Raw genomic sequence first — 19571 nt, 5'->3', positions numbered from 1 at the left:
CGTACTTGCTGATTCAACTTGGAAAGGAGTAGACGTTTTCAAGAGAGAGCCTTGTTGGTCGGACCACTCGCCAGCCCGAGGGGTTGGGATGCAGCATTCGAGGACGCGGATCATCATCGACGGCGCGATAGCGGGCCTGATCGGCGCCGTGGTGGTGGCGCTCTGGTTTCTGCTGTTTGATTTGGCGCGCGGCCGCGCGCTGGAAACTCCGGCGCTGCTGGCAGCATCGATTCTGCACGGGGTGCGCGACCCGAATCTTCTCCGCCACGGGATGCTGCGGCTCTCCGCCGAATACTCGGTCATCCACTTCGGTGCCTTCATCATCGTGGGCGTTATTGGTGCGCTGCTGCTGGAAGCGGCCGAAAGCGAGCCGCCCTTTCTGATTTCGCTGCTCATCTTCTTTGGCGCGTTTGAAGTGTTTTTCATCGCAGTGGTCCTGTTTCTCGGACCGTCGGTGATGGCGGCGCTCACCTGGTGGGGAATAATCGTTGGGAATTTGCTCGCGACCGGCGCGATGTTGAGCTACTTCTTCGCGCAACACCCGTTGCTCGCGCGCAACCTGCTGGGCTCGGGGTGGCTGAGGGTCGGGCGTGAAGGCGTGATGGCCGGAGTGGCGGGCGGCCTGGTGGTCGCGCTCTGGTTCCTCGGTTACGACCTCGCGGCCGGGGAGATATTCAAGACGCCGGCGATGCTCGGTGCGATGATTTTTCAGAGCGGGACCGATCTCGCAGGCGCCAAAGTGACGCTGGCGCTGGTGCTGGGATACACGGTGTTGCACTTCTTCGCCTTTATCGGCTTCGGGCTGACAATTGCGGTGCTGTTGGCGGCGTCAGAATGGGAACCGTTTCTCGCCCTGGGAGTGTTTTTGCTGTTCGCCGTTTTTGAGGTTTTCTTCGTCGGTTTTGTAACCCTGCTAGATCAATCGGTGGTGTCAATGTTGGGCTGGTGGAAGATTGTCGCCGGCAACATTCTGGCGTTGTTGGCCATGACCGCGTATTTCCTGCGCGGGCATCGTGGATTGCGCCTCAAGCTGGTCGAGCGATGGGCCACTCTCGATACGGAGGGCGAGGGAGTATTTCTCCAACCCACGGAGCCGGATCGATCCGCCAAGGGCCACAGCGACCGCAGCTAGCTAAGCGTATCGGAGCATTCGCTCTCGGCCGCGGAGACCGCACAATCGGTGCTCGGTGGGGTTTTGGCACGAGTCAGAATTTCTGCCCTGGGCGGATCCAGGTCTCCTGCGAACACCCCAAGCCAATGACGCAGCCGAGCGAAAGCTCACCAACCCGGCCGGTCCCGGAGCTGCTCCAGCTTTGCTGCGGGACGCTAAAGTCCCAGCACGTCGCGCATCGAGTAGAGCCCGGGTTTTTGCTTTTCGAGCCAGGCCGCCGCGCGCAGCGCTCCGCGCGCCAGCGAGTCGCGGCTTTGCGCGCGATGGATCAGTTCGAGGCGTTCACCCTGGCCGCCGAAGATCACGGTGTGGTCGCCAACCGCATCACCGGCCCGCAGCCCGATGACTGAAATCTGACCACTGGGGCGCACGCCGGTAATTCCTTCCCGGCCGTATACCGAGTGAGTTTTGAAATCAACCTTCCGCGCCGCCGCGATCGTGCGGCCGAGCGCGAGCGCGGTGCCGCTGGGTGCGTCGACCTTGGTGCGATGGTGAATCTCGATCACTTCCGCATCGAAGTCAGGGAGAATCGCGGCGACCTGCTCGACGATCTTGCTCAGCACATTGACGCCGATACTCAGGTTAGGGGAGATCACCGTACGAGTGCGCGGCGCAATCGCCGCGGCACGCTTTTCTTGATCCGCGTTGAATCCGGTGGAGGCGACCACGATAGCCGCGCCGTTGTCGGCTGCCACGCTAAGATGTTCCAGGGACGCGGCCGCGTTGGTGAAGTCGAGGGTCACGGTGTCGGGCCGCGCGAGCGCCGCGTAGTCATCGGTAATTCGAATGCCTAGCGGACCGACCCCCGCCACCTCGCCCGCATCGGAACCTACAGCAGCAATGCCTTTGGCTTCCAGAGCTGCTGCCAACTTATGCACGGGATCGTGCGCGATCATTCCGATCAGCACCCGTCCCATCCTGCCAGCCGCTCCAGCGACGATCAGATTTGCCATAGCCAATCGTTTGCAGGCGCACCGGTGGCGCGCGGTTCGAATACGCGAAGGCTAGGTAGCGGGTGCTTCCGCGCCGACTGCTTCTCCGGCCGGAGCGGCTGCGGGGGCGGCGGCGCCTTTGCCGGTCTTGGCCTGGTAATGCTCTTCGCAGAGGCTCAATCGAAAACGCTTCTTGCGGCACTTTTCAAAGGTACAAGTCTTGTACCGCGACTTGGGCATCTCGCCCGCTTTCCACAGCCGGTAATGTTTGCGGCAATAGTGCTTCGCTATCGCCTCGCGTGCACAATCCTTTGCCTTGCAGCTTCCCTTGCTTGCCATCACAACCTTTTTCCGGAGGCCGCACTAAAACTCGGCCTTTAGTCCTCGAGTCAGCAGTGCCTCGACCATAGCGTTTGGCGCTTGTCCTTCATAGAGGCCGCTATATACGGCAGAAACAATCGGCATCTCAACCCCAAGCTTGCGCGCCAGCGCCAATACCGAGCGCGAATTTGCAATGCCCTCGGCGACGGCTCTCCCGGTCGCTGCGGTGTCCTTATCCTCGATCGGGACAAGTTCTCGACGCGCGAGCGCGAGACCGACCGCGCGATTTCGCGACAAGTCTCCCGTACAGGTCAACACCAGATCCCCCAGTCCGGCCAGGCCGGCGGCGGTTTCACGCCGGCCTCCGGCCGCGTCGACCAGCCGCATTATCTCCGCCAGCCCTCGGGTGATGACCGCCGCCCGCGCGCTCGACCCAAGTCCCAGGCCATCGCTGACGCCCGCCGCGATTGCCACCACGTTCTTCACCGCCCCGCAAATCTCCACGCCCGCAACATCGGTGCTCGAATACACTCTGAGGGTTCGCGCCGCGAATAACTCTTGCACGCGCTGAGCTACCGTCTCGTCCTTGGCCGCGGCGACCAGCGCCGCCGGCTTGCCACGCGCGACTTCAGCCGCAAAGCCAGGCCCGGAGAGTGCGGCTAACCTGACCTGAGGCGGAACGATTTCGGCCAGCATCTGGGTCATCGTTTGCAGCGTCGCGTGGTCGATGCCTTTGGTTGCGCTGACGATGATTGCATCGTGACGGACAGCATCCGCAATCGGTGTGAGGGCTGCACGAACATGCGCCGAAGGAATAGCGATGACGAGCACGTCGGCAGGAGCGGCTGCTCGCCAATCGGTGACTAAGGCAAGGTTTTCCAGCAGTTTGATCCCGGGCAGATAGGTGGAATTCTCGTGAGCCCGACGGAATGCCCTGAGCTGGTCCGCGCGTCTCACACACAAGGTCACGCACTCGCCTGCACGAGCGAGCATGACGGCCAGCGCTGTTCCCCACGCGCCGGCCCCGAAAATCGTGGTGGTGACACCGGGTGGCATCGCAAATTCAAAGTATCCGCCAGCTCCTTAGAAAAGGAAGCTGGAGGCACCGGGCCTAGCCTTCTTCGCTCGGCTGGCCGCCGTAAAAACGTTAGAGCTTGCTGTCCATTTAATGTTGAGCTTCGCGCTGACGATTTTCTGAGCGATGGCGGTGATATCACGCCGTCGATCTGAGTATTCGATACAACGGCTCCAACTCGCGGAATGCATCGAGCAATTCCGCGTGATCGAGTCGCGAGGCCTGTGTCGGAGGCCAGCCGAAGCCAAGGTCGATCCCGCCAGTCTTTTTGCGCAGCGAGGTACTCAAAGTACTCAGCAGTTCAGCACTGGCCGGGACTTCCTCCGGCAGTGACCCGAAGTCCCAATCGTCGTAGCGGCCGATTCTTGTGCCACGCCAGGATTTCTCTAAGTCGCCGGCACGCGCCACGATCTCGTCAGCCATTCGTGCGCGTCCGTCCGCTTCGGATTTCACCACCGCGCGGGCGTGGAGGCCGGCGCTCGAAACGCACAGGGCGAGGTAGCCATACCGTTTGTAGCCTTTAGGAGACGGCCCAAACGCAGCCCAGGTTTCGGGGGGCGGGTTTACCGTGCTACGCGCGTGCTTGGCAATGTGAGGAAAGAATTCCAGGTGCAGCTTGCGACCCAACTCCGGCGCGAGTTGCGTGCCGAGCCTCAGCAGGCGGGGCCGGATCCGCGCGTAGATTTCGTTCATCCGGGCACTGAAATCTTCGATCCTGAAAATCGCAAAGTCATCTCGCCTAAATCCCAGCGTCGCCATCGCGGGGACTACCTTTTGCCGAGGCGAGAGCGGTTGCGTTTTTTGAGCGCAACTTCCCAATTGCGCCCATCGAACAGCTTGACGCGAAATTTGGCCAGGTCAATGCCTTCCAGGCAGCGCACGTTCACGTCAATCTTGTCCGGGTCGGACCGCGGGATATAAAACGACGCCACGCCGCAGGTTGGGCAGAAGTGGTGCTGCGCGACGCCGGTGTTGAAGCGATACGTGGTGAGGTCTTCCGCGGGGGTCAGCAAGTGAAACGATTCACGCGGGATGAACCAATGAACGTACCCCTTCTTGGTGCAAATCGAGCAATTGCACTCCTCGAGATCCTCGATGGTTCCGGACGCCTCGAAGGCCACCCGTCCGCAATGGCATCCACCACGATAGGTCTGCGATTTTTTCTTGGCTTTGCTCATCAACCTCTTAGCTCGTAGCACGACGATCTTGCCCGTGCCATCGTGCGACCTCCGTTCCTGGTGGTCGCGCTAAATATTGCGGCGCGCGGGTTCGTGGAAGCGCGAATGTTTCCTGTCTTGAAAAACGGCGAAGACGATCGACCACGAAAATCACATCGCCTGAAGCATCAGAAGAGACTGGGCTGTCGGTAAGCCTGTAATCCGAAAACCCAACTGGCCCCGAACTCCCGGCCCACTCTCTTTTGACGGGTCTCTCTCGAGTGGCTTGGACGAGCGCGAAATCGACTGGCCTTGCGTTATTGGGGTGTGAGAGGGATTTATAAACCTGATGGGTGCTTTTTCTCTCGCGTCAAGCTTCGACGATGCACTTGCAAACCATGGACTGGGCGTTCTGACGCGCACGGCGCCTCACACGCTTCAGGTCAACGTCGGTAAGCTGTGCAATCAGGCGTGTCATCATTGTCACGTCGATGCGGGGCCCAAGCGCACCGAGCAGATGGCGCGGACTACCGCGGAGCGCGTGATCGAGTTGCTGAAGCAGAGTCCTTCCATCGACACGGTGGATATCACGGGCGGTGCGCCCGAGTTGAACGCCTCCTTCGCGATGCTGGTAGAATGCGCCCGAGAACTCGGTCGGCGTGTGATCGTGCGCTGCAATTTGACCGTAATCCTCGTGGAAGGTATGGCGTGGCTGGTAGATTTCTATCGCCGCCACCGCGTAGAGCTGATTTGCTCGCTGCCGTGCTACACGGCGGACAATGTCGACCGGCAACGCGGCAACGGAGTCTTCGACAAGAGCATTGCGGTGCTAAGGCTTCTCAACCAAACCGGATTCGGACGCGGGGAACTGATCTTGGATCTGGTCTACAATCCGGTCACCCCAATGCTTGCACCGGACCAGGCCGAACTGGAAGCGCGCTATCGCGATGCACTCGGTGAAAATTTCGGAATCAGCTTTGATCGCCTGCTGACACTGAACAACATGCCCATCGCGCGCTTCGCCGACCAGCTCGATCGCGCGGGAATGCATAGCGAATACATGGGGTTGCTGGTCAATCATTTCAATCCGGCCACCGTCGAGCGCTTGATGTGCAGAACCCTGGTGAGCGTGGGATGGGAAGGTGGGTTGTACGATTGCGATTTCAACCAGATGCTGGCGATTCCGCTGCGCGTCGGAGGTCGCGCGCTGACCATCTACGATGTGGATGATCTGAGTGCTCTTGCGGGGACGCGGGTCACGACCGCATCGCACTGCTTTGGATGCACGGCGGGTGCTGGATCGAGCTGCGGCGGTGCCCTCGAGTGAGCTACCATTCCGATTTTCCCATCTCACTGCGCAGCGCTCCAGATTTGTAGAGTCGATGGAACTCCAATTCATCCGGCACGGCTCGCGGCACATTTCGGTAAGCTTCCCTTGGACAACCGCACGCGGCCGGAGCTAGGTTGTCCGCACTCGACTTTCGACGATTAAGAAAGTGGGCCATGACATTGAGAATTGAGGGAACCTGGGATCCGAAATTCAGTCGGGTCAAAGATGCGTTTGCCGCCAATTTCGAAAGCGGTGGTGAGGTCGGAGCGGCGGTCGCGTTGGTGCTTGATGGCTGTCCCGTCGTTGACCTGTGGGCGGGCCACGCCGACCAGGCCAGAAGCCGTCCGTGGACCCGCGATACGCTGGTCAACGTCTACTCGACGACCAAGGGGCTTGCTGCGATCTGCGCTCATCGTTTAGTCGACCAGGGCAGGCTCGACCTCGATGCTCCTGTGGCCCGTTATTGGCCCGAGTTTGCGCAGGCGGGAAAGGAGAAGATCCCGGTGCGGTTCCTGCTGAGTCATCGTGCAGGTCTTCCTGCTGTGCGCAAGCCGCTGCCGCGCGAAGCATTCTTTAAATGGGACACTATGTGTGCGGCGCTTGCAGAGCAGGAGCCCTGGTGGAAGCCGGGAGAGAACTTCGGCTACCACGCGATCACTTATGCGTGGCTGGTGGGCGAGGTTATCCGGCGTGTGAGCGGAAAAACCCCGGGAACCTATTTTCGCGAGGAGATCGTCGAGCAGCTGGATCTTGATGCGCATATCGGGCTCGCAGCGGTCCACGACCGGCGCACTGCAGATATCATCGGGGCGCCGCCTCCCAAGCCCGGCGAGACCAACCCGATGATGGAGATGTTGCGCGACCCGGAATCGATGAGCGCAAAGGCCATTGCGAATCCACCGATCAATATCGTGGGCGACGCGAACTCCCGGGCGTGGCGGGCGATGGAGCTGCCTTCGGCGAATGGGCATGCTACCGCCCGCTCGCTGGCGCGGGTTTACGGAGCGCTCGCCCGCGGCGGAGAGGTTGACGGCTACCGGGTCCTCACGCCCGCAAGCATCGTACGTTGTTACACTGAGCAGTCGAGGGGTACGGATCTGGTGATGCAGGTGTTCGGACGCATCGGGCTGGGGTTTATGCTTAATTCGCCCGAGATCCCAATGGGCCCAAATCCGCATCCGTTCGGTCATCCCGGCGCAGGCGGGTCGCTTGGCTTCGCCGATCCCGACGCCAAAATTGGATTCGGCTACGTGATGAATCAGATGGGTGCAAGTGTGGGCCTGGACCCGCGTCCCCGGCGTCTCATCGACGCGGCCTACGCGTCGCTGTGAGAGGCGGAGGGATTTGCTAGCAGCGCGCGAATATCCGCTAGGTGCTCGCGGCCCCAGAAAAGCTCGCTCTCAATAACGAACGTAGGTACGCCGAACACGCCTGTCGCCTCGGCCTGCTGACAAATCTCGTCATGCTCGGTACGCCCGGGCCCGGAGAGGTAGCTTATAAAGCCGGAGGCGTTGGCGCCGCAGGCGGCCAGGGTTGTGGCGATGACTTCTGGATCTTCGATATTGAGCTCGCGCCGCCAGAAATTTTCAAAGATGCGGTCGTGATAGTTGCGAAAGACCGCGGCGTCATGGCGCTTCGCCCATAACATCCCGATCGCGGCCACCGACGAATCCCAGATCTTGCGCGGGCCGAGAATCGTGAGCCCGCGCTTGCGCGCCTGGCGACGGCAATCCATGTAGGAATATCTCACCCGCCGCCATTGATGCGGGTCTCGATGGGATTCAATCACGTTGCCGCGCTCATCGACTCGCGCGCTTCCCAGGAAACTCGGGATGTCCAGGGTGTACGGCAACCAATCGACAGTCACCGGAAAGTCGCGTTCCAGTTCATAAACGAGATCTTTCGCGAGATAGGCGTACGGACTCTTGTAATCGGTGTAGACAACGATGATCGTTCGAGAGTTCATCCTAATTCCGATGTAAGAGAGCTTAGTCCAGACCTTCCATTCGGCGATCTCGTTTGACTCGTTGTTCCACGAAATCCAGCCGGTCTTTGCCCCAAAACATTTCATCTTTGACAAAGAATGTCGGCACACCGAATACGCCGCGCTCCGCCGCGCGGCTGGTCACTTCTCTGAGCGCTTCGCGAATCTCCTGGGAGTTGGCGCGATCGATGATCGCGCCCGGGTCGAGTCCTATCCCACTGATGAGGCCCGCCAGCACCTCGGGATCGGCAATATTCTCGTCTCGCTCCCAGTAGGACCGAAACAATGCTTGCGACAGATCCATGCGGCCTCGGTCTTCGTCCTTGGTACCCGGACGATCCACAGCGAGTACGCATCGCAATGCGAGCGCAGTTTTGATGGGAAAGCGCGAGGGGCGCCGAAATGGCAGTCCGGTGGCCTCCGCAAACCGCGCGTGGTCGCGCCACAAGTAGCGGGCCTTGCGGGGCGTCATCGCCATCACGTCGAAACCGGTACCCCGAAAGAGCCCGGCGGAATGAAGGGGAAGCCAGCGCATCGTAGCCCCGCTTCGCGCACAGATTTCGGGGAGCATGAACGCGGCGAAGTAGCTGTTCGTGCTCGAGAAGTCGTAGTAGAAGTCGACGGTTTGCATAGCTTAGCGACCACCTGGCGGTGCACAATCCGCTTCGGTCAGCCTCCGCTCCAGAACCGTGACTCGATTCTTAGCTCGTCCCTGACCGGGCGATTCCCTCGATGATCAGCTTTCGCGCCGAGCTGCGATCGACCCACCCGGTGACCTTGACCCACTTTCCCTTCTCGAGCTCCTTGTAGTGGCGAAAAAAATGTTCGATTTGCTCACGCAGGATTTCCGGAACATCAGTCAGTTCTTCGATGCCATCGTAGTAGGGATTCAGTTCCTCGACCGGCACCGCGAGAATTTTTTCATCGATCCCGTGCTCGTCCTCCATGAGCAGCGCTCCCACCGGGCGGCATCGAATGACCGCGCCCGGCACGACCGGAACCTGCGACAACACCATCGCATCGCAGGGGTCGCCATCTTGGGAGAGGGTGTTCGGAATAAAGCCGTAGTTAGCCGGATAGTACATGGCAGTGTGAAGGAAACGATTTACGAACATCGCACCCGAAACCTTGTCGAGCTCGTACTTGACCGGAACGCCGCCTTCCGGAATCTCGATCAATAGGTGAATCTCGTCGGGCGGGTTAGCCCGGGGGGAATCTTGTGCACGTCCATCCGGAGACACCTCCAAAATAAGTTTCGTTCAAGTAGAGCACTCGCCCGTCCATCCGGCTAGCCGAGAGTTAACGTGCCGGGAAGACTGAAGTTGGCGCGATTCAGGAACGAGGCATGAGCGCGCAAATGTGCTGCGGCCGATCAGTCGCGAGGCGATCACCCCTTTCACTGCTGTGACGAGGGCGTACTGGCGATGTCGGGCAGGGGTGCTGCGGTGGCCGAGATCGGCGAGGGTAGGTTGTCGGGACGTGGCACCTGGCTGGCCTGGCGGACCATCCACATCTTCTCCCTGACGGGTTTCGCAACCGAGTTTGGTCCTGGCGGAGTGGGCCTAGACTTCTGCGCGAGGAGCGCGGCGCGGCTGATAATCAGAGAGGTGGAAACACTGCTGGAGCGCGGGCCCCGCCGGTCGGGCGGACCAACCCCCGCCGCGGCGCGGAGAATCAGCTCCCTCTTCGAGCATCGAGCACCGCGGAAATCTTGTCACGCTAACGAAACATTGCTGTATTAGAAGCACACCTGACGCGACACTTTGCCTGGTCTCCTGCCACCGCTTAACTTCTTCGGTGGAGGAATCGCCAACAGCCCAAAACGGTTAGGTTACGAGTGAGTAGAGGCCCGGTCCGCGTTTCCTTTTCTCGCAGATCGGAAAATCGCTCTGGCTCTTGATCCTCGTCGTCCTTTTACGATTATTGTCAAATGCCGGAGTGTCGCCTGGCGGGTATCGGAGGGAATAAATGGCTTCTTTCGGAAGAGCGAGTGTACGTTCGCAAGAACACGATGTTGTCGAGTTCAATGAACAGGACTGGACGATCAAGGACGCGAAGGCGACCTATCTGGTCGACCGCTGGGGCGCCGGCTATTTCGATATCAACGACGACGGCGAGATGATGGTCCTCCCGCTGCTTGGACGTGGCGGGAAAATCGTGATTCGGGAGGTGGTCGAGGCAGCACGCCAGAAAGGGCTCGGCTGCCCACTGCTGATTCGCTTCCAGGACATGCTGCACCATCGAGTGCGCGCGCTGAACGAAGCGTTCACCGCGGCGATCTCGCGCAAGCGCTTCCGGGGTGTCTACCGCGGAGTTTTTCCGATCAAGGTTAACCAGCTTCGCGAAGTGGCGGAGGAAATCGTCAACGCGGGCCGCCCGTTCCATTACGGGCTGGAAGCTGGCTCGAAACCGGAGCTGTTTGCGGCGCTGTCACTGCATACCGACAATGAGTCTCTGATCATCTGCAACGGCTACAAGGACGAGAATTACATTCGCGCGGCATTGCTCGGTCGCAAACTGGGTAAGACCGTGCTGCTAGTCGCGGAGAAGCTTTCCGAAGTTCAATCCATCGTCGCGATTGCCAAGGAAGTTGGAATCGAGCCGACGATCGGAGTGCGCCTGAGGCTTTTCAGCAAGGGCGCCGGCAAGTGGTCCGAATCTAGCGGTGGCGCCGCCAAGTTCGGCCTTTCGACCGAAGAGCTGCTGCAGGCTACGGCGATTCTGCGCGATGCGGGCATGAGCACGGCGCTCAAGCTGCTGCATTTTCATATCGGCTCGCAGGTCCCCGACATCCTGATCATCAAGCGCGCGATTCGTGAAGCGACGCGCTACTACGCGAAGCTCCGCAAGATGGGCCATCCCATAGACTATCTGGACGTCGGCGGCGGACTTGCGATCGATTACGACGGCTCGCGCACCACCTCAAATTCCTCGATGAACTACAGCGTGCGCGAGTACGCGCGCGACATCGTTTCCAATGTGGCCGACGTCTGCGACGAAGAGAACGTTCCTCATCCCAACCTGGTATCGGAATCCGGGCGCGCGGTCGTCGCGCATCACTCGGTCCTCGTGGTGGAAACGCTCAACACGGTTGAAAAGCCGGGCAAGGCGCCCGGAAACTTTGCGGTCGAGGAGCACAAGTTGTTGCGCGGGCTGCGCGAAGTCGGCGAATTGCTGGAGCAGCGCGAGCTTTCCGAGTCGTGGCACGATTTGGTGCAGATTCGCGAAGAATCGCAAAAGATGTTCGAGCTCGGGCTGCTCGATCTTGAACTGAAGGCCAAAACCGAAAGTTTATTCTGGGAGGTCGCTCAGCGCCTCATGCGGCTCGCATCGCAACTCAACGTTAATGATCTGCCGGAAGAAATGGTCGAACTACGGCGGGAGCTGGCCGATCAGTACATCTGCAACTTTTCAGTGTTCCAGTCGTTGCTCGACCACTGGGCGTTGGGCGCGATGTTTCCGGTCATGCCGATTCACCGGCTCAACGAGCGGCCGCTGGCGCGCGCGCGGCTGGCCGACATAACCTGCGATTCGGATGGAAAAATATCCAAGTACATCCATAACGATGACGAGGATGACACCCTGCCTCTGCATCCGGTGAACGATCGCCCGTATTTCCTCGGCGTGTTTCTTACCGGTGCCTACCAGGACATCATGGGCGACTTGCACAACCTGTTCGGTCGGGTCAACGAGGTGCACGTCTTTCTGGATACCGACGAACCGTGTGGCTACTACCTGGAGGTCGTGATTCCCGGCAGCACCATTTCGGAAGTGCTGGGGATGGTTCAGTACGACGCGCGTGAAATGGTGGCGCGTGTAAAAATGCAGGTCGACGCGGCGATCAAGCAGGATCGCATCAAGCCCAGCGATGGGATGAAGCTGCTTGAGGACTACGAGAGAGGGCTTCGCGACGACACCTACCTGCACACCAGCTGACTGGCGCGGCCGGCTCCCGGGACAAGCTATTCTTCCACGCTCCCAGCTGCGGAGCGCACTCTTATCTGCGGGAGCGGGTTGCTTCTACCCGGGTCGCAGTGCCCCCGGAATAGGTGACGGCCACTTGTTCTCCGCGTCTTAGCTGGTGGAGGTTCACCGAGTCGCCGGCCTTGAGCTTGAGCACTTTTTCGGAATTACTTGTCTTGACCGCGAGGGTGCCGGCCTTGGTATCCACGTGCGTAATGCGTCCGGCGACGGTCTCGCCCGCCTGCGGCGAGGGAGTTGGCGAAGGTATTTTTAGGGGAATAGATTGAGCGAACAGGGGGGTCGCGACTGCGAGCAGCATCGCGACTGCCGCCGGCACATAACACTTCATTCAGGTCCTTTCTATTTCAGGCCAATTTCATCCAGAAACGGATCGATTGCCTCAAGCAGGCCGCGCGGGTTGTCGCCTTGCACGTTGTGCCCCGCACCCTCCACGCGCACCCAGCGGCCACGGGGGAGAGAGCCGGCAAACTTCTGCGCCGCCTCATCGCTCAGGATGTCGCTGCGTGCGCCGCGGATAATCAGGGTAGGGGAGCTGATCTTTTCAATCTGGCCGGCGAGGTGTTCGCGCTGGGCGTTCGCTCGCGCGTTATCTTCCGTGCTGCGCCGCTGGTCGTGCTTGAGCGTCCACTTTCCGCTCGGGAGTTGCCGCAGGTTGTAAAAGAGACTGCGCCGCAGCACCTCGGGGTCTCGAAGCGGATTGAACTTGGTGGCACGTTCAAGAAATGCCTCGGGCGAATCAAGCTCGGGGGTGCTAGAAAATTCCCGGATTCGCTCGGCCCCGGACGGGTTGATCTCGGGGCCAACATCCACCACTACCAGCCCCTTAATCCGTTCACTGTGACGGATCGCGTAGGCGATCGCATTGAGCCCCCCCATCGACTGGCCCACCAACAGAGGATTTTCCAGTCGGAGCAGCTCGACGAATCCTTCGATGTCTCCCACCTGCGTGTCGACCCCGTAGTCGTGTGCGGCGGACCATTCGCTCTCGCCGTGACCGCGCTGATCAAGCGCGATGCACCGGAAGCGTTTATGTAGCATCAGCGCAACGACGTCCCAGGTGTGCGCGTTGAGGCCACCGCCGTGCAGGAACAGAAGCGGATGACCGTTGCCACCCCAGTCCAAATAATGAAAGCGCATCGCGCCAACGATCACGTGATGGCCTTCGGGAAGAACCAGGTCGTGCGCTTCCAGGCCGGCGACCTTGACGGCATAGCCGAGCATGCGAATTTCTTCGGTGGTGTTCACAACTCAAGTCCGGGACCGAGAAGTCCGCATGACGATTAGCATGCCGACCTCCGATCCTTCCAGTCGGAGCGTGATGATTGGCAGTTGGCCGCTCATGTCACTACCATTGACGCATTCTATCACTAGCTGGGGGAGTCGCCATGAAGGCATTCGTCATGCAGGGACTCGGACGCGTGCAGTTCGCCGACAAGTCCGTACCCAAGCCAGGGCCCAACGATGCGATCATAAAGACCACCCATGCTTTGATTTGTACATCCGATTCGCACACGGTGCACGGCGCCATTGGCCCGCGGGAAAATCTTACCCTCGGACACGAGGCGGTCGGCCTCGTTCATGAAGTGGGCCCCGAGGTCAGGCTCTACAAACCCGGAGACCGCGTGGTAGTCGGCGCGATCACCCCGGATTGGGGTGACTACGCTTCGCAGGCGGGGCATCCATCACAATCGGGCGCCGCACTGGGTGGATGGAAATTTGCCAACATCAAGGATGGAGTATTCGCTGAATACTTCCACGTGAACGACGCTGACGCGAACCTGGCACGTATCCCGCCCGAGGTGAGCGAAGAAAGCGCCGTATACTGCTGTGACATGCTCTCGACCGGTTTTATGGCCGCCGAGAACGCCGACATTCCGATCGGCGGCACCGTGGCAGTTTTCGCGCTGGGACCGGTCGGATTGATGGCGGTCGCGGGCGCGCGGCTTCGCGGCGCGGGCCTGGTGATCGGCGTCGATTCCGTACCCCAACGGCAGGCGCTCGCACGTCAATACGGCGCCGACGCGATCATTGATCATTCACCGGGAAACCCGGTTGAGCGAATCATGGACCTCACCGCCGGCCGCGGGGTTGACTCAGCGATTGAGGCTCTGGGCGGCTCTGAACCATTTCAAAACGCAATCAAGGTGACCAAACCGGGTGGTACGATTTCCAACGTCGGATACCACGGCAAGGGCGACTTCGTTAACATCCCGCGTCTGGACTGGGGCGTAGGGATGGCGGAAAAAACCATCCGCACCGGCCTCTGTCCCGGAGGGCGACTGCGGATGGAACGCCTCTTAAAAATTCTGCAGGCCAAGCGCCTGGATCCGACCAGCATGACTACGCATCGGTTCAAGTTTGCTGAGCTCGATCGCGCCTTCGAAATGATGGACAAGAAGCTCGACGGAATTATCAAGCCGCTGATCGTGTTTTGAGCGGATCCGCTTAATCAGCGAGCTCCGCAAACCAGGGCCGGTTCTGCAGAGCTAGCAAAACCTAGGATCGAGGGATCAAGGATTTCGCAGGAAGCTAGCAATTCTCCCGAACAACTTTGATCAAGCCTTCCACGTCGACAGGCTTCCGGAAAATCCGCAACGGCGAGAGACCAACCGCCGCCGAAGGCTCCAGCGCGGTGACGACGACCACGGGAATTTTGGCTAGGCGAGGATCACTTAACTGCGCCGCCCGAAATTGCGGACCATCCATCACGGGCATCCGCAGGTCGAGAACGATCAGGCGTGGTGGTTCAGCTTGCTGCAAGTACTCCAGTGCTTCGAGACCGTTTGCGAAACCAATGGCATTGAAGCCTTCGTACTTAAGAATTTCAACCAGGAATGTGCGCGCTTCTTCCTCGTCTTCGACAACCAAGACAACATCGTCGTCAGCCATTATTATTTCCGTCCACCGTTATTTGATTGCCGGAGGGGAAGGGTCACGGTGAAGACGGAGCCCTTGCCGACCTCGCTTTCGGCGAGAATGGCGCCTCCGTGCGCTTCCACGATGATCTTTGCTATCCAAAGGCCTAGGCCTAGGCCCTCGCGCCCAGACCCCGCGTTAAGTCGCTCGAAGCGATCGAAAATCCGCGGGAGCTCTTCTTCGCCAATGCCAATTCCTTCGTCGCGCACCTTGATTGTGACTCGGGAGCCGTCGCTGGAAGCGCTTATGCCGATCGGATTCCGACTGCCATACTTGACGGCATTGGAAAGCAAGTTGGTTAGCGCCTGATCGATCCGGAGCCGATCCCAACTGCCTCTGATCGTGGCGTCCAGTTCGAGCGTAATCCGTGTCGCAGGTGGTTCATTCGCGAAGCGGGCGACGATTTCCCGCACAAGGACACTCATATCGAAGTTCTCACGAAAAAGTTCGAAGGTGCCGGAACGGACCCGCGTAACATCGAGGAGCCGCTCGACCAACGTATTCAACCGCCTGAGCTGAAGGCCCGCCTTCTCGACCAGTTCAGCCAGCCGCGGAGAGTCGGTAGAGGCGCGTTGCAACAATTGGAGCGTGAGATGAACCACGTGTAGGGGATTGCGCAACTCGTGAGCGGCAACCGTGATGAACTCGTCGCGGGCGGAGACCGCGTCGCTGAGCTGCTTGCGAGTGTCCCGCTCCCACTGGAGCAGCCGTTCGCGATCACGCTCCAGCGATTTGCGTTCCGTGATGTCGCGGGCGACTTTGGACGCGCCAATCACCCGTCCCGACGCGTCTCTGATTGGCGACACCGTCAGCGAGATGTTCAGATCCCTGCCATCCTTGGTTCTCCGGATCGTTTCGTAGTGAGCGATCCGTTCGCCGCGGCGGAGTTTTGCAAGGATCTCGTCTTCTTCGTGACGAAGTTCAGGAGGAATGATTAGGGTGATGTGGCGGCCGGTTGCTTCCGCGGCCGTGTACCCGAACATGACTTCGGCAGCACGGTTCCAGTTCTGAATGATCCCGTCCAAAGTTTTGCTCACGATGGCATCATCAGAGGACTCAATAATGGCTGCGAGCAGAGCGTTGGTCTCGGACTGCAGAATGGAGGCAGACATGCAACTATCTCCCCTGCGTGATGCTAATGCCTCTGGAATCTGCATTCCAGTAATTAATCGCTAACGCCAAAGGCGTCGAGAGGAACTGACTTTTCACGCTAACCGGGAGTTTTCTGTATCCTCTGGTAGGATCGGCTGCGCAAAAACTATTTCGTGGGAAGTCGATGGGCCCGGATTGCCTGCATTCCCAGTAACACCTCAACGCGAGTTAAAAAGCGCTGGGTGCAGACGACCGACGATGATGTCACTGAGCTCGAAGGCGATCCCGTGAAGCGCCTTGGTAAGATTCGGAAAGGACCTGAGTCGATCAGTGATGAATGATAGGTGCCTCGGCCAGCACAAAGAGCCGGCTTGATTCCTCCCGCCAGCACCGATGACCTCAAGTTAGGCAGCGGATGCTCACAATCCCTGAAAGAAACCCTGCTCGACTAAAGCTTCAATGCCGGTTCGAGCCACTTACGTGCCCCCTCTTCGAGCGTCTTGGCGGCCGCTTCGGGGGTGCGCGGGAGACCGAGGGTGGTGATAACCACCTCGCCTACGCCCACCTCGCGATAGCGCTTGAGATCATCCGGCGTGATTGGCTTGCCGCTGGGCGATACGATCAGCTCCACGTCGGAGAGTTTCCGATTATTGGCTCGTAGCAGTTGCTCCAGCTTGCGGATTTTTGCTGACGCTTCATCGGGGGTCAGATTGAACCCGAACCATCCGGTCCCATAGTCGGCCACCCGCCGCAGCGCGGGGGCGCTCTCGCCGCCGAAGATGATCGGCACGCTACCGCGGACCGGCTTTGGAAACGAGCGCACTTCCTTGAAGCTCACGAACTCGCCCGAAAAAGAGCTCACGTCGTCGCCCCACAATCGGCGCATCGCGTCGATGCACTCGCGGGTTCGTTGCGCCCGCCGTTCCCACGGAATCCCGATCGCAGCGAATTCCTCTTCAAGCCAGCCAATACCGACGCCGAGGGCAAATCGTCCCTCGCTGAGCCAATCGAGGGTGGCGATCACCTTGGCGAGAACTACCGGATTGTGTTCCGGAACTAGGCAGATGCCGGTGGCGAGGCGAATCTTCTCGGTTGCCGAAGCCATCACCGTGAGGCTCAAAAACGGATCGGGAATAGGAGAATTGGTCGGCGCCGGCAGGATCCCGTTGTCGCTATATGGATAGCGCGACGCGTATTTGTCCAGTAACACCACGTGCTCCGGGACCCACAGCGTGGAAAATCCCAAACGCTCCGCATGCGCAGCGAACGCCTTGCTGAGCGCGGTCCCTTTCGCCATCCCGAGCGCAAGTGAGAAAATTCCGATCTTCATCGTGCATCCTCCTGGAGCGCCTCGGCGGCGCCGGTCGGCCATCTGCGCTTCGCGCGCGTTTGATTACAGGTCGAACGCGGCCGGCTCTTACCGGACGGACGCGATCACGACCAACAAACACAGTAACTAGTCGCGTGGGCGCGGTCGATCAATCTGACCGGCATTCTGGGCAGACCCAGTTCTGACGGATGACTGCGATTCGATCTATGCTAGGCAGCCCCGAGCACTCGGGCGATCATGTTATTGCAGTCCGCTGAAGACCTTGGCCAGGCCCCAACTGCTTTGCGCGCGGCGCGCGAACGGCGCCTCACCCGGCTCGCTTACGCCGCGATGCTGGTGCTGGGCGTGAACGTAGGGTGGTTGGGTCCGTTCCTGGCGCAAATCTCCCACACGATTAACGCATCGCTCGATCGCACCGGTCTGATTCTGAGCGCGATCGCGGCCGGCTATTTCATCGCGCTACCGGCCGCGGGGGAAATCGGCCATCGTCGCGGTCCGCACTTCCTGCTGATCCTCGCGATGGGCCTCGACACGATCGGTTTCGTGTTGCTGGCTGTGGCCCCTGCTCTGGCCTCCTGCATGTGGGCCGCGGTTGTCATCGGCTTTGGCCAGTGTGGAATCGATGTCGCGGGCAACGCGCTGGTGGCCGACCTCAACCGAGATCGCCTGGCCGCGACCCTGAACTACCTGCACATGATGTTCGGAGTTGGCGCAACGTTGGGCCCCGCGATCGACGCCTTAGCGCTCGCCAACCACATCGGGTATGGCGCGACCTTTATCGGCGGCGCCGTTGTGAGTGCGACCATTGGAGCCGCTCTATGGATGACTCCCCGGGTCGAATTCGCGCGCGCGATTGATGGCAAGGAAAACCTCCGCGCGATGTTGGTACATCCGCTGATCTGGGCGATTTCCGCGGTGCTGTTTCTGTACGTGGGAGCCGAGGTTGGAATCGGCGCATGGCTCTATTCATATCTGCGCCGCGCCGCGGCGCCGCTTGCGATTCCGAACGCCTCCGCGGCGGTCTCGGTCTATTGGGCAGGCCTGATCGTCGGGCGATTGCTGAGCGGTGCAATTGCTCATCGCATTCGGGCGCGGCGGCTGGCTGCGATTGGAGCGATGGTGTCGGCGATGTCATTGCTCGCATTCGTTGGCACTTCGTCGATGCCGATTTTGGCTTATCCTGTGATTGCGCTAATCGGGTTCGGCTTTGGCCCAATCTTTCCCAACATGATTGCTGTCGGCGCGCAGCGATTTCCCGCCCGAGTCGCAAGCATGACGTCGATCGTGGCGGGCGGTGGCGCACTCGGGGGCGTCGCCCTGCCCTGGGCGATGGGGGTCATGCTGGTTACCCGCGGCCGCGTCGCATCGATCGGTACCGCATTGGTCGCAACCATTGCGATGCTCGGCGTTCTGATCGGCCTCGATCTCTTGGAAAAAAGGCCTGCGCCGCCATAGCTCCATCCGCGGAAAAGATCACGCAGACCGAGCCGTTGCGAGCTTGGCCTTGACCAAGCTCGCGAACTGGCTCAACCGCCTTTGTGTTCGTGCTCGTCGTGATGCTCGAGCCATTCATGATGATGGGTCGACACCCAATCGCGGTTATGACCAACCCACCAGTCGCGATCGTGCCATACATGATGATCATCGTAATCGCCGACGATCACCGGTGGGCCCGAGCTGTAGTACCCCGGAGCGGGATATGGCGATGAGTAGTGCTCTTCAAAACACGCTTGCCCCGCGAATGCCGCCACAGCAAACAGACTCAGCTGAACGAATAGTAAGGTTTTGCCCCACGTCATCCGTACACCTCCATTCCTGATGATGAAGCATCGTCGGTGCCAACGAACGACGTTGAGATCTTCGAGGTTTTGTAACGGACTAATTGTAGTTCTGCGCGAACGTACCCGATTGCGTGTCGGGGTGGTTTTTTGTCCACGTCAATGTAAGGAACGGCGCCGTCTAGGTCCCTTCCGCCAAGTTCAGGGAAGAGGAATCGAATGTGGCCGGTGCACGACCTGAACTGCACAAATCAGGCACTCTGAACCACCATGATACGAAGATAACGAAGACGCGAGTAAAGGAACTCTCCCGTGTCTTGGGCATTTGGGTCCTGATGTCATAGCCGTCTCGCTTCTCGTGTGAGATCAGTGCTGTCAGTCCATGGGGCGCGGCGCGCTGCTTTGTGTTTTAAACTATTCGCTACCTCCAGCGCCGTGGCACCGTTCTAAGTCCAACAGCACCCACCCGATCGCACCATTGTTCAAAATCACGCCGCGGTA

Annotated in this window: 20 protein-coding genes; 6 read left to right on the top strand and 14 right to left on the bottom strand. The window is 59.9% G+C overall.

Features of this window, described 5'->3' with window-relative positions:
• Positions 1–88: 88 nt before the first annotated feature.
• On the top strand, positions 89–1132 hold the full coding sequence (locus VGI36_20795; GenBank protein HEY2487590.1) for a hypothetical protein: 1044 nt from the start codon (positions 89–91) through the stop codon (positions 1130–1132).
• A 194-nt stretch (positions 1133–1326) separates the two neighbouring features.
• On the opposite strand, the gene dapB is transcribed toward VGI36_20795, so the two are convergent.
• The 5 genes from dapB to VGI36_20770 all read right to left on the bottom strand — a co-directional run bounded on the left by dapB (position 1327) and on the right by VGI36_20770 (position 4677).
• Positions 1327–2124 (bottom strand): 4-hydroxy-tetrahydrodipicolinate reductase, encoded by a 798-nt coding sequence (gene dapB, locus VGI36_20790; protein ID HEY2487589.1) that lies wholly within the window; start codon positions 2122–2124, stop codon positions 1327–1329.
• Between the two features lie 51 nt (positions 2125–2175).
• The gene (locus tag VGI36_20785; protein ID HEY2487588.1) at positions 2176–2442 is read right to left on the bottom strand and encodes a hypothetical protein; all 267 of its coding nucleotides are present in this window, start codon (positions 2440–2442) and stop codon (positions 2176–2178) included.
• A gap of 24 nt (positions 2443–2466) precedes the next feature.
• Positions 2467–3480 (bottom strand): NAD(P)H-dependent glycerol-3-phosphate dehydrogenase, encoded by a 1014-nt coding sequence (locus tag VGI36_20780; protein HEY2487587.1) that lies wholly within the window; start codon positions 3478–3480, stop codon positions 2467–2469.
• Positions 3481–3637: 157 nt separating this feature from the next.
• Positions 3638–4258 carry a DUF1054 family protein gene (locus tag VGI36_20775; GenBank protein HEY2487586.1) on the bottom strand — a complete coding sequence of 207 codons (621 nt, stop codon included), beginning with the start codon at positions 4256–4258 and terminating at the stop codon, positions 3638–3640.
• Between the two features lie 8 nt (positions 4259–4266).
• On the bottom strand, positions 4267–4677 hold the full coding sequence (locus VGI36_20770) for a GFA family protein (GenBank protein HEY2487585.1): 411 nt from the start codon (positions 4675–4677) through the stop codon (positions 4267–4269).
• A 328-nt stretch (positions 4678–5005) separates the two neighbouring features.
• Between VGI36_20770 and arsS the strand changes: the two genes are divergently transcribed.
• Together arsS and VGI36_20760 are read left to right on the top strand one after the other, a co-directional pair.
• Positions 5006–5983: an arsenosugar biosynthesis radical SAM (seleno)protein ArsS gene (gene arsS / locus VGI36_20765; GenBank protein ID HEY2487584.1), complete on the top strand. Its 978-nt coding sequence runs from the start codon at positions 5006–5008 to the stop codon at positions 5981–5983.
• 176 nt (positions 5984–6159) lie between these two features.
• A complete protein-coding gene (locus VGI36_20760) occupies positions 6160–7317 on the top strand; it encodes a serine hydrolase domain-containing protein (protein ID HEY2487583.1) in 1158 nt (385 codons plus the stop codon).
• Here VGI36_20760 and VGI36_20755 read toward each other — a convergent pair.
• From VGI36_20755 to ppa, 3 genes are all read right to left on the bottom strand, one after another.
• Positions 7302–7952, bottom strand: a complete 651-nt coding sequence (locus VGI36_20755) for a DsbA family protein (GenBank protein HEY2487582.1) — start codon at positions 7950–7952, stop codon at positions 7302–7304. The genes VGI36_20760 and VGI36_20755 overlap by 16 nt on opposite strands.
• Before the next feature lie 22 nt (positions 7953–7974).
• Positions 7975–8601 (bottom strand): 2-hydroxychromene-2-carboxylate isomerase, encoded by a 627-nt coding sequence (locus VGI36_20750; GenBank protein ID HEY2487581.1) that lies wholly within the window; start codon positions 8599–8601, stop codon positions 7975–7977.
• Between the two features lie 70 nt (positions 8602–8671).
• Positions 8672–9211 carry an inorganic diphosphatase gene (gene ppa, locus VGI36_20745; GenBank protein HEY2487580.1) on the bottom strand — a complete coding sequence of 180 codons (540 nt, stop codon included), beginning with the start codon at positions 9209–9211 and terminating at the stop codon, positions 8672–8674.
• A gap of 727 nt (positions 9212–9938) precedes the next feature.
• On the opposite strand from ppa, the gene speA reads away from it, so the two are divergent.
• Positions 9939–11906: a biosynthetic arginine decarboxylase gene (speA, locus tag VGI36_20740; GenBank protein ID HEY2487579.1), complete on the top strand. Its 1968-nt coding sequence runs from the start codon at positions 9939–9941 to the stop codon at positions 11904–11906.
• Positions 11907–11967: 61 nt separating this feature from the next.
• Here the strand turns inward: speA and VGI36_20735 are convergent, their stop codons facing one another.
• Together VGI36_20735 and VGI36_20730 are read right to left on the bottom strand one after the other, a co-directional pair.
• Positions 11968–12282, bottom strand: coding sequence for a hypothetical protein (locus VGI36_20735; protein ID HEY2487578.1), 315 nt, complete (start codon positions 12280–12282; stop codon positions 11968–11970).
• Positions 12283–12293: 11 nt separating this feature from the next.
• Entirely contained in the window at positions 12294–13199 is a 906-nt protein-coding gene (locus VGI36_20730) for an alpha/beta hydrolase (protein HEY2487577.1), read from the bottom strand.
• 140 nt (positions 13200–13339) lie between these two features.
• On the opposite strand from VGI36_20730, the gene VGI36_20725 reads away from it, so the two are divergent.
• A complete protein-coding gene (locus VGI36_20725; GenBank protein ID HEY2487576.1) occupies positions 13340–14389 on the top strand; it encodes an NAD(P)-dependent alcohol dehydrogenase in 1050 nt (349 codons plus the stop codon).
• Between the two features lie 94 nt (positions 14390–14483).
• Here the strand turns inward: VGI36_20725 and VGI36_20720 are convergent, their stop codons facing one another.
• The 3 genes from VGI36_20720 to VGI36_20710 all read right to left on the bottom strand — a co-directional run bounded on the left by VGI36_20720 (position 14484) and on the right by VGI36_20710 (position 17292).
• Positions 14484–14843 (bottom strand): response regulator, encoded by a 360-nt coding sequence (locus VGI36_20720; GenBank protein HEY2487575.1) that lies wholly within the window; start codon positions 14841–14843, stop codon positions 14484–14486.
• Between the two features lie 2 nt (positions 14844–14845).
• Positions 14846–15982 (bottom strand): PAS domain S-box protein, encoded by a 1137-nt coding sequence (locus VGI36_20715; protein HEY2487574.1) that lies wholly within the window; start codon positions 15980–15982, stop codon positions 14846–14848.
• 428 nt (positions 15983–16410) lie between these two features.
• Entirely contained in the window at positions 16411–17292 is an 882-nt protein-coding gene (locus VGI36_20710) for an LLM class F420-dependent oxidoreductase (protein HEY2487573.1), read from the bottom strand.
• A 243-nt stretch (positions 17293–17535) separates the two neighbouring features.
• On the opposite strand from VGI36_20710, the gene VGI36_20705 reads away from it, so the two are divergent.
• Complete coding sequence (locus tag VGI36_20705; GenBank protein HEY2487572.1) at positions 17536–18747, top strand: MFS transporter; 1212 nt, start codon at positions 17536–17538, stop codon at positions 18745–18747.
• A gap of 71 nt (positions 18748–18818) precedes the next feature.
• Here VGI36_20705 and VGI36_20700 read toward each other — a convergent pair whose 3' ends face one another.
• Complete coding sequence (locus VGI36_20700; protein HEY2487571.1) at positions 18819–19091, bottom strand: hypothetical protein; 273 nt, start codon at positions 19089–19091, stop codon at positions 18819–18821.
• Between the last annotated feature and the right edge of the window lie 480 nt (positions 19092–19571).

This window comes from Candidatus Binataceae bacterium, from assembly GCA_036495685.1.
Lineage (GTDB): Bacteria > Desulfobacterota > Binatia > Binatales > Binataceae > JAFAHS01.
This window is presented reverse-complemented; position numbering and strand designations above follow the sequence as displayed.

What these genes read in the sequence shown, in the direction of transcription:
- arsS (HEY2487584.1), top strand. Translation starts at nt 5,006, where the DNA reads ATGGGTGCTTTTTCTCTCGCGTCAAGCTTCGACGATGCACTTGCAAAC.
- VGI36_20715 (HEY2487574.1), bottom strand. Translation starts at nt 15,982, where the DNA reads ATGTCTGCCTCCATTCTGCAGTCCGAGACCAACGCTCTGCTCGCAGCC.
- VGI36_20795 (HEY2487590.1), top strand. Translation starts at nt 89, where the DNA reads ATGCAGCATTCGAGGACGCGGATCATCATCGACGGCGCGATAGCGGGC.
- VGI36_20775 (HEY2487586.1), bottom strand. Translation starts at nt 4,258, where the DNA reads ATGGCGACGCTGGGATTTAGGCGAGATGACTTTGCGATTTTCAGGATC.
- VGI36_20755 (HEY2487582.1), bottom strand. Translation starts at nt 7,952, where the DNA reads ATGAACTCTCGAACGATCATCGTTGTCTACACCGATTACAAGAGTCCG.
- VGI36_20760 (HEY2487583.1), top strand. Translation starts at nt 6,160, where the DNA reads ATGACATTGAGAATTGAGGGAACCTGGGATCCGAAATTCAGTCGGGTC.
- VGI36_20785 (HEY2487588.1), bottom strand. Translation starts at nt 2,442, where the DNA reads ATGGCAAGCAAGGGAAGCTGCAAGGCAAAGGATTGTGCACGCGAGGCG.
- VGI36_20750 (HEY2487581.1), bottom strand. Translation starts at nt 8,601, where the DNA reads ATGCAAACCGTCGACTTCTACTACGACTTCTCGAGCACGAACAGCTAC.
- VGI36_20735 (HEY2487578.1), bottom strand. Translation starts at nt 12,282, where the DNA reads ATGAAGTGTTATGTGCCGGCGGCAGTCGCGATGCTGCTCGCAGTCGCG.
- VGI36_20770 (HEY2487585.1), bottom strand. Translation starts at nt 4,677, where the DNA reads ATGAGCAAAGCCAAGAAAAAATCGCAGACCTATCGTGGTGGATGCCAT.
- VGI36_20710 (HEY2487573.1), bottom strand. Translation starts at nt 17,292, where the DNA reads ATGAAGATCGGAATTTTCTCACTTGCGCTCGGGATGGCGAAAGGGACC.
- VGI36_20700 (HEY2487571.1), bottom strand. Translation starts at nt 19,091, where the DNA reads ATGACGTGGGGCAAAACCTTACTATTCGTTCAGCTGAGTCTGTTTGCT.
- VGI36_20780 (HEY2487587.1), bottom strand. Translation starts at nt 3,480, where the DNA reads ATGCCACCCGGTGTCACCACCACGATTTTCGGGGCCGGCGCGTGGGGA.
- VGI36_20725 (HEY2487576.1), top strand. Translation starts at nt 13,340, where the DNA reads ATGAAGGCATTCGTCATGCAGGGACTCGGACGCGTGCAGTTCGCCGAC.
- VGI36_20720 (HEY2487575.1), bottom strand. Translation starts at nt 14,843, where the DNA reads ATGGCTGACGACGATGTTGTCTTGGTTGTCGAAGACGAGGAAGAAGCG.
- dapB (HEY2487589.1), bottom strand. Translation starts at nt 2,124, where the DNA reads ATGGCAAATCTGATCGTCGCTGGAGCGGCTGGCAGGATGGGACGGGTG.
- speA (HEY2487579.1), top strand. Translation starts at nt 9,939, where the DNA reads ATGGCTTCTTTCGGAAGAGCGAGTGTACGTTCGCAAGAACACGATGTT.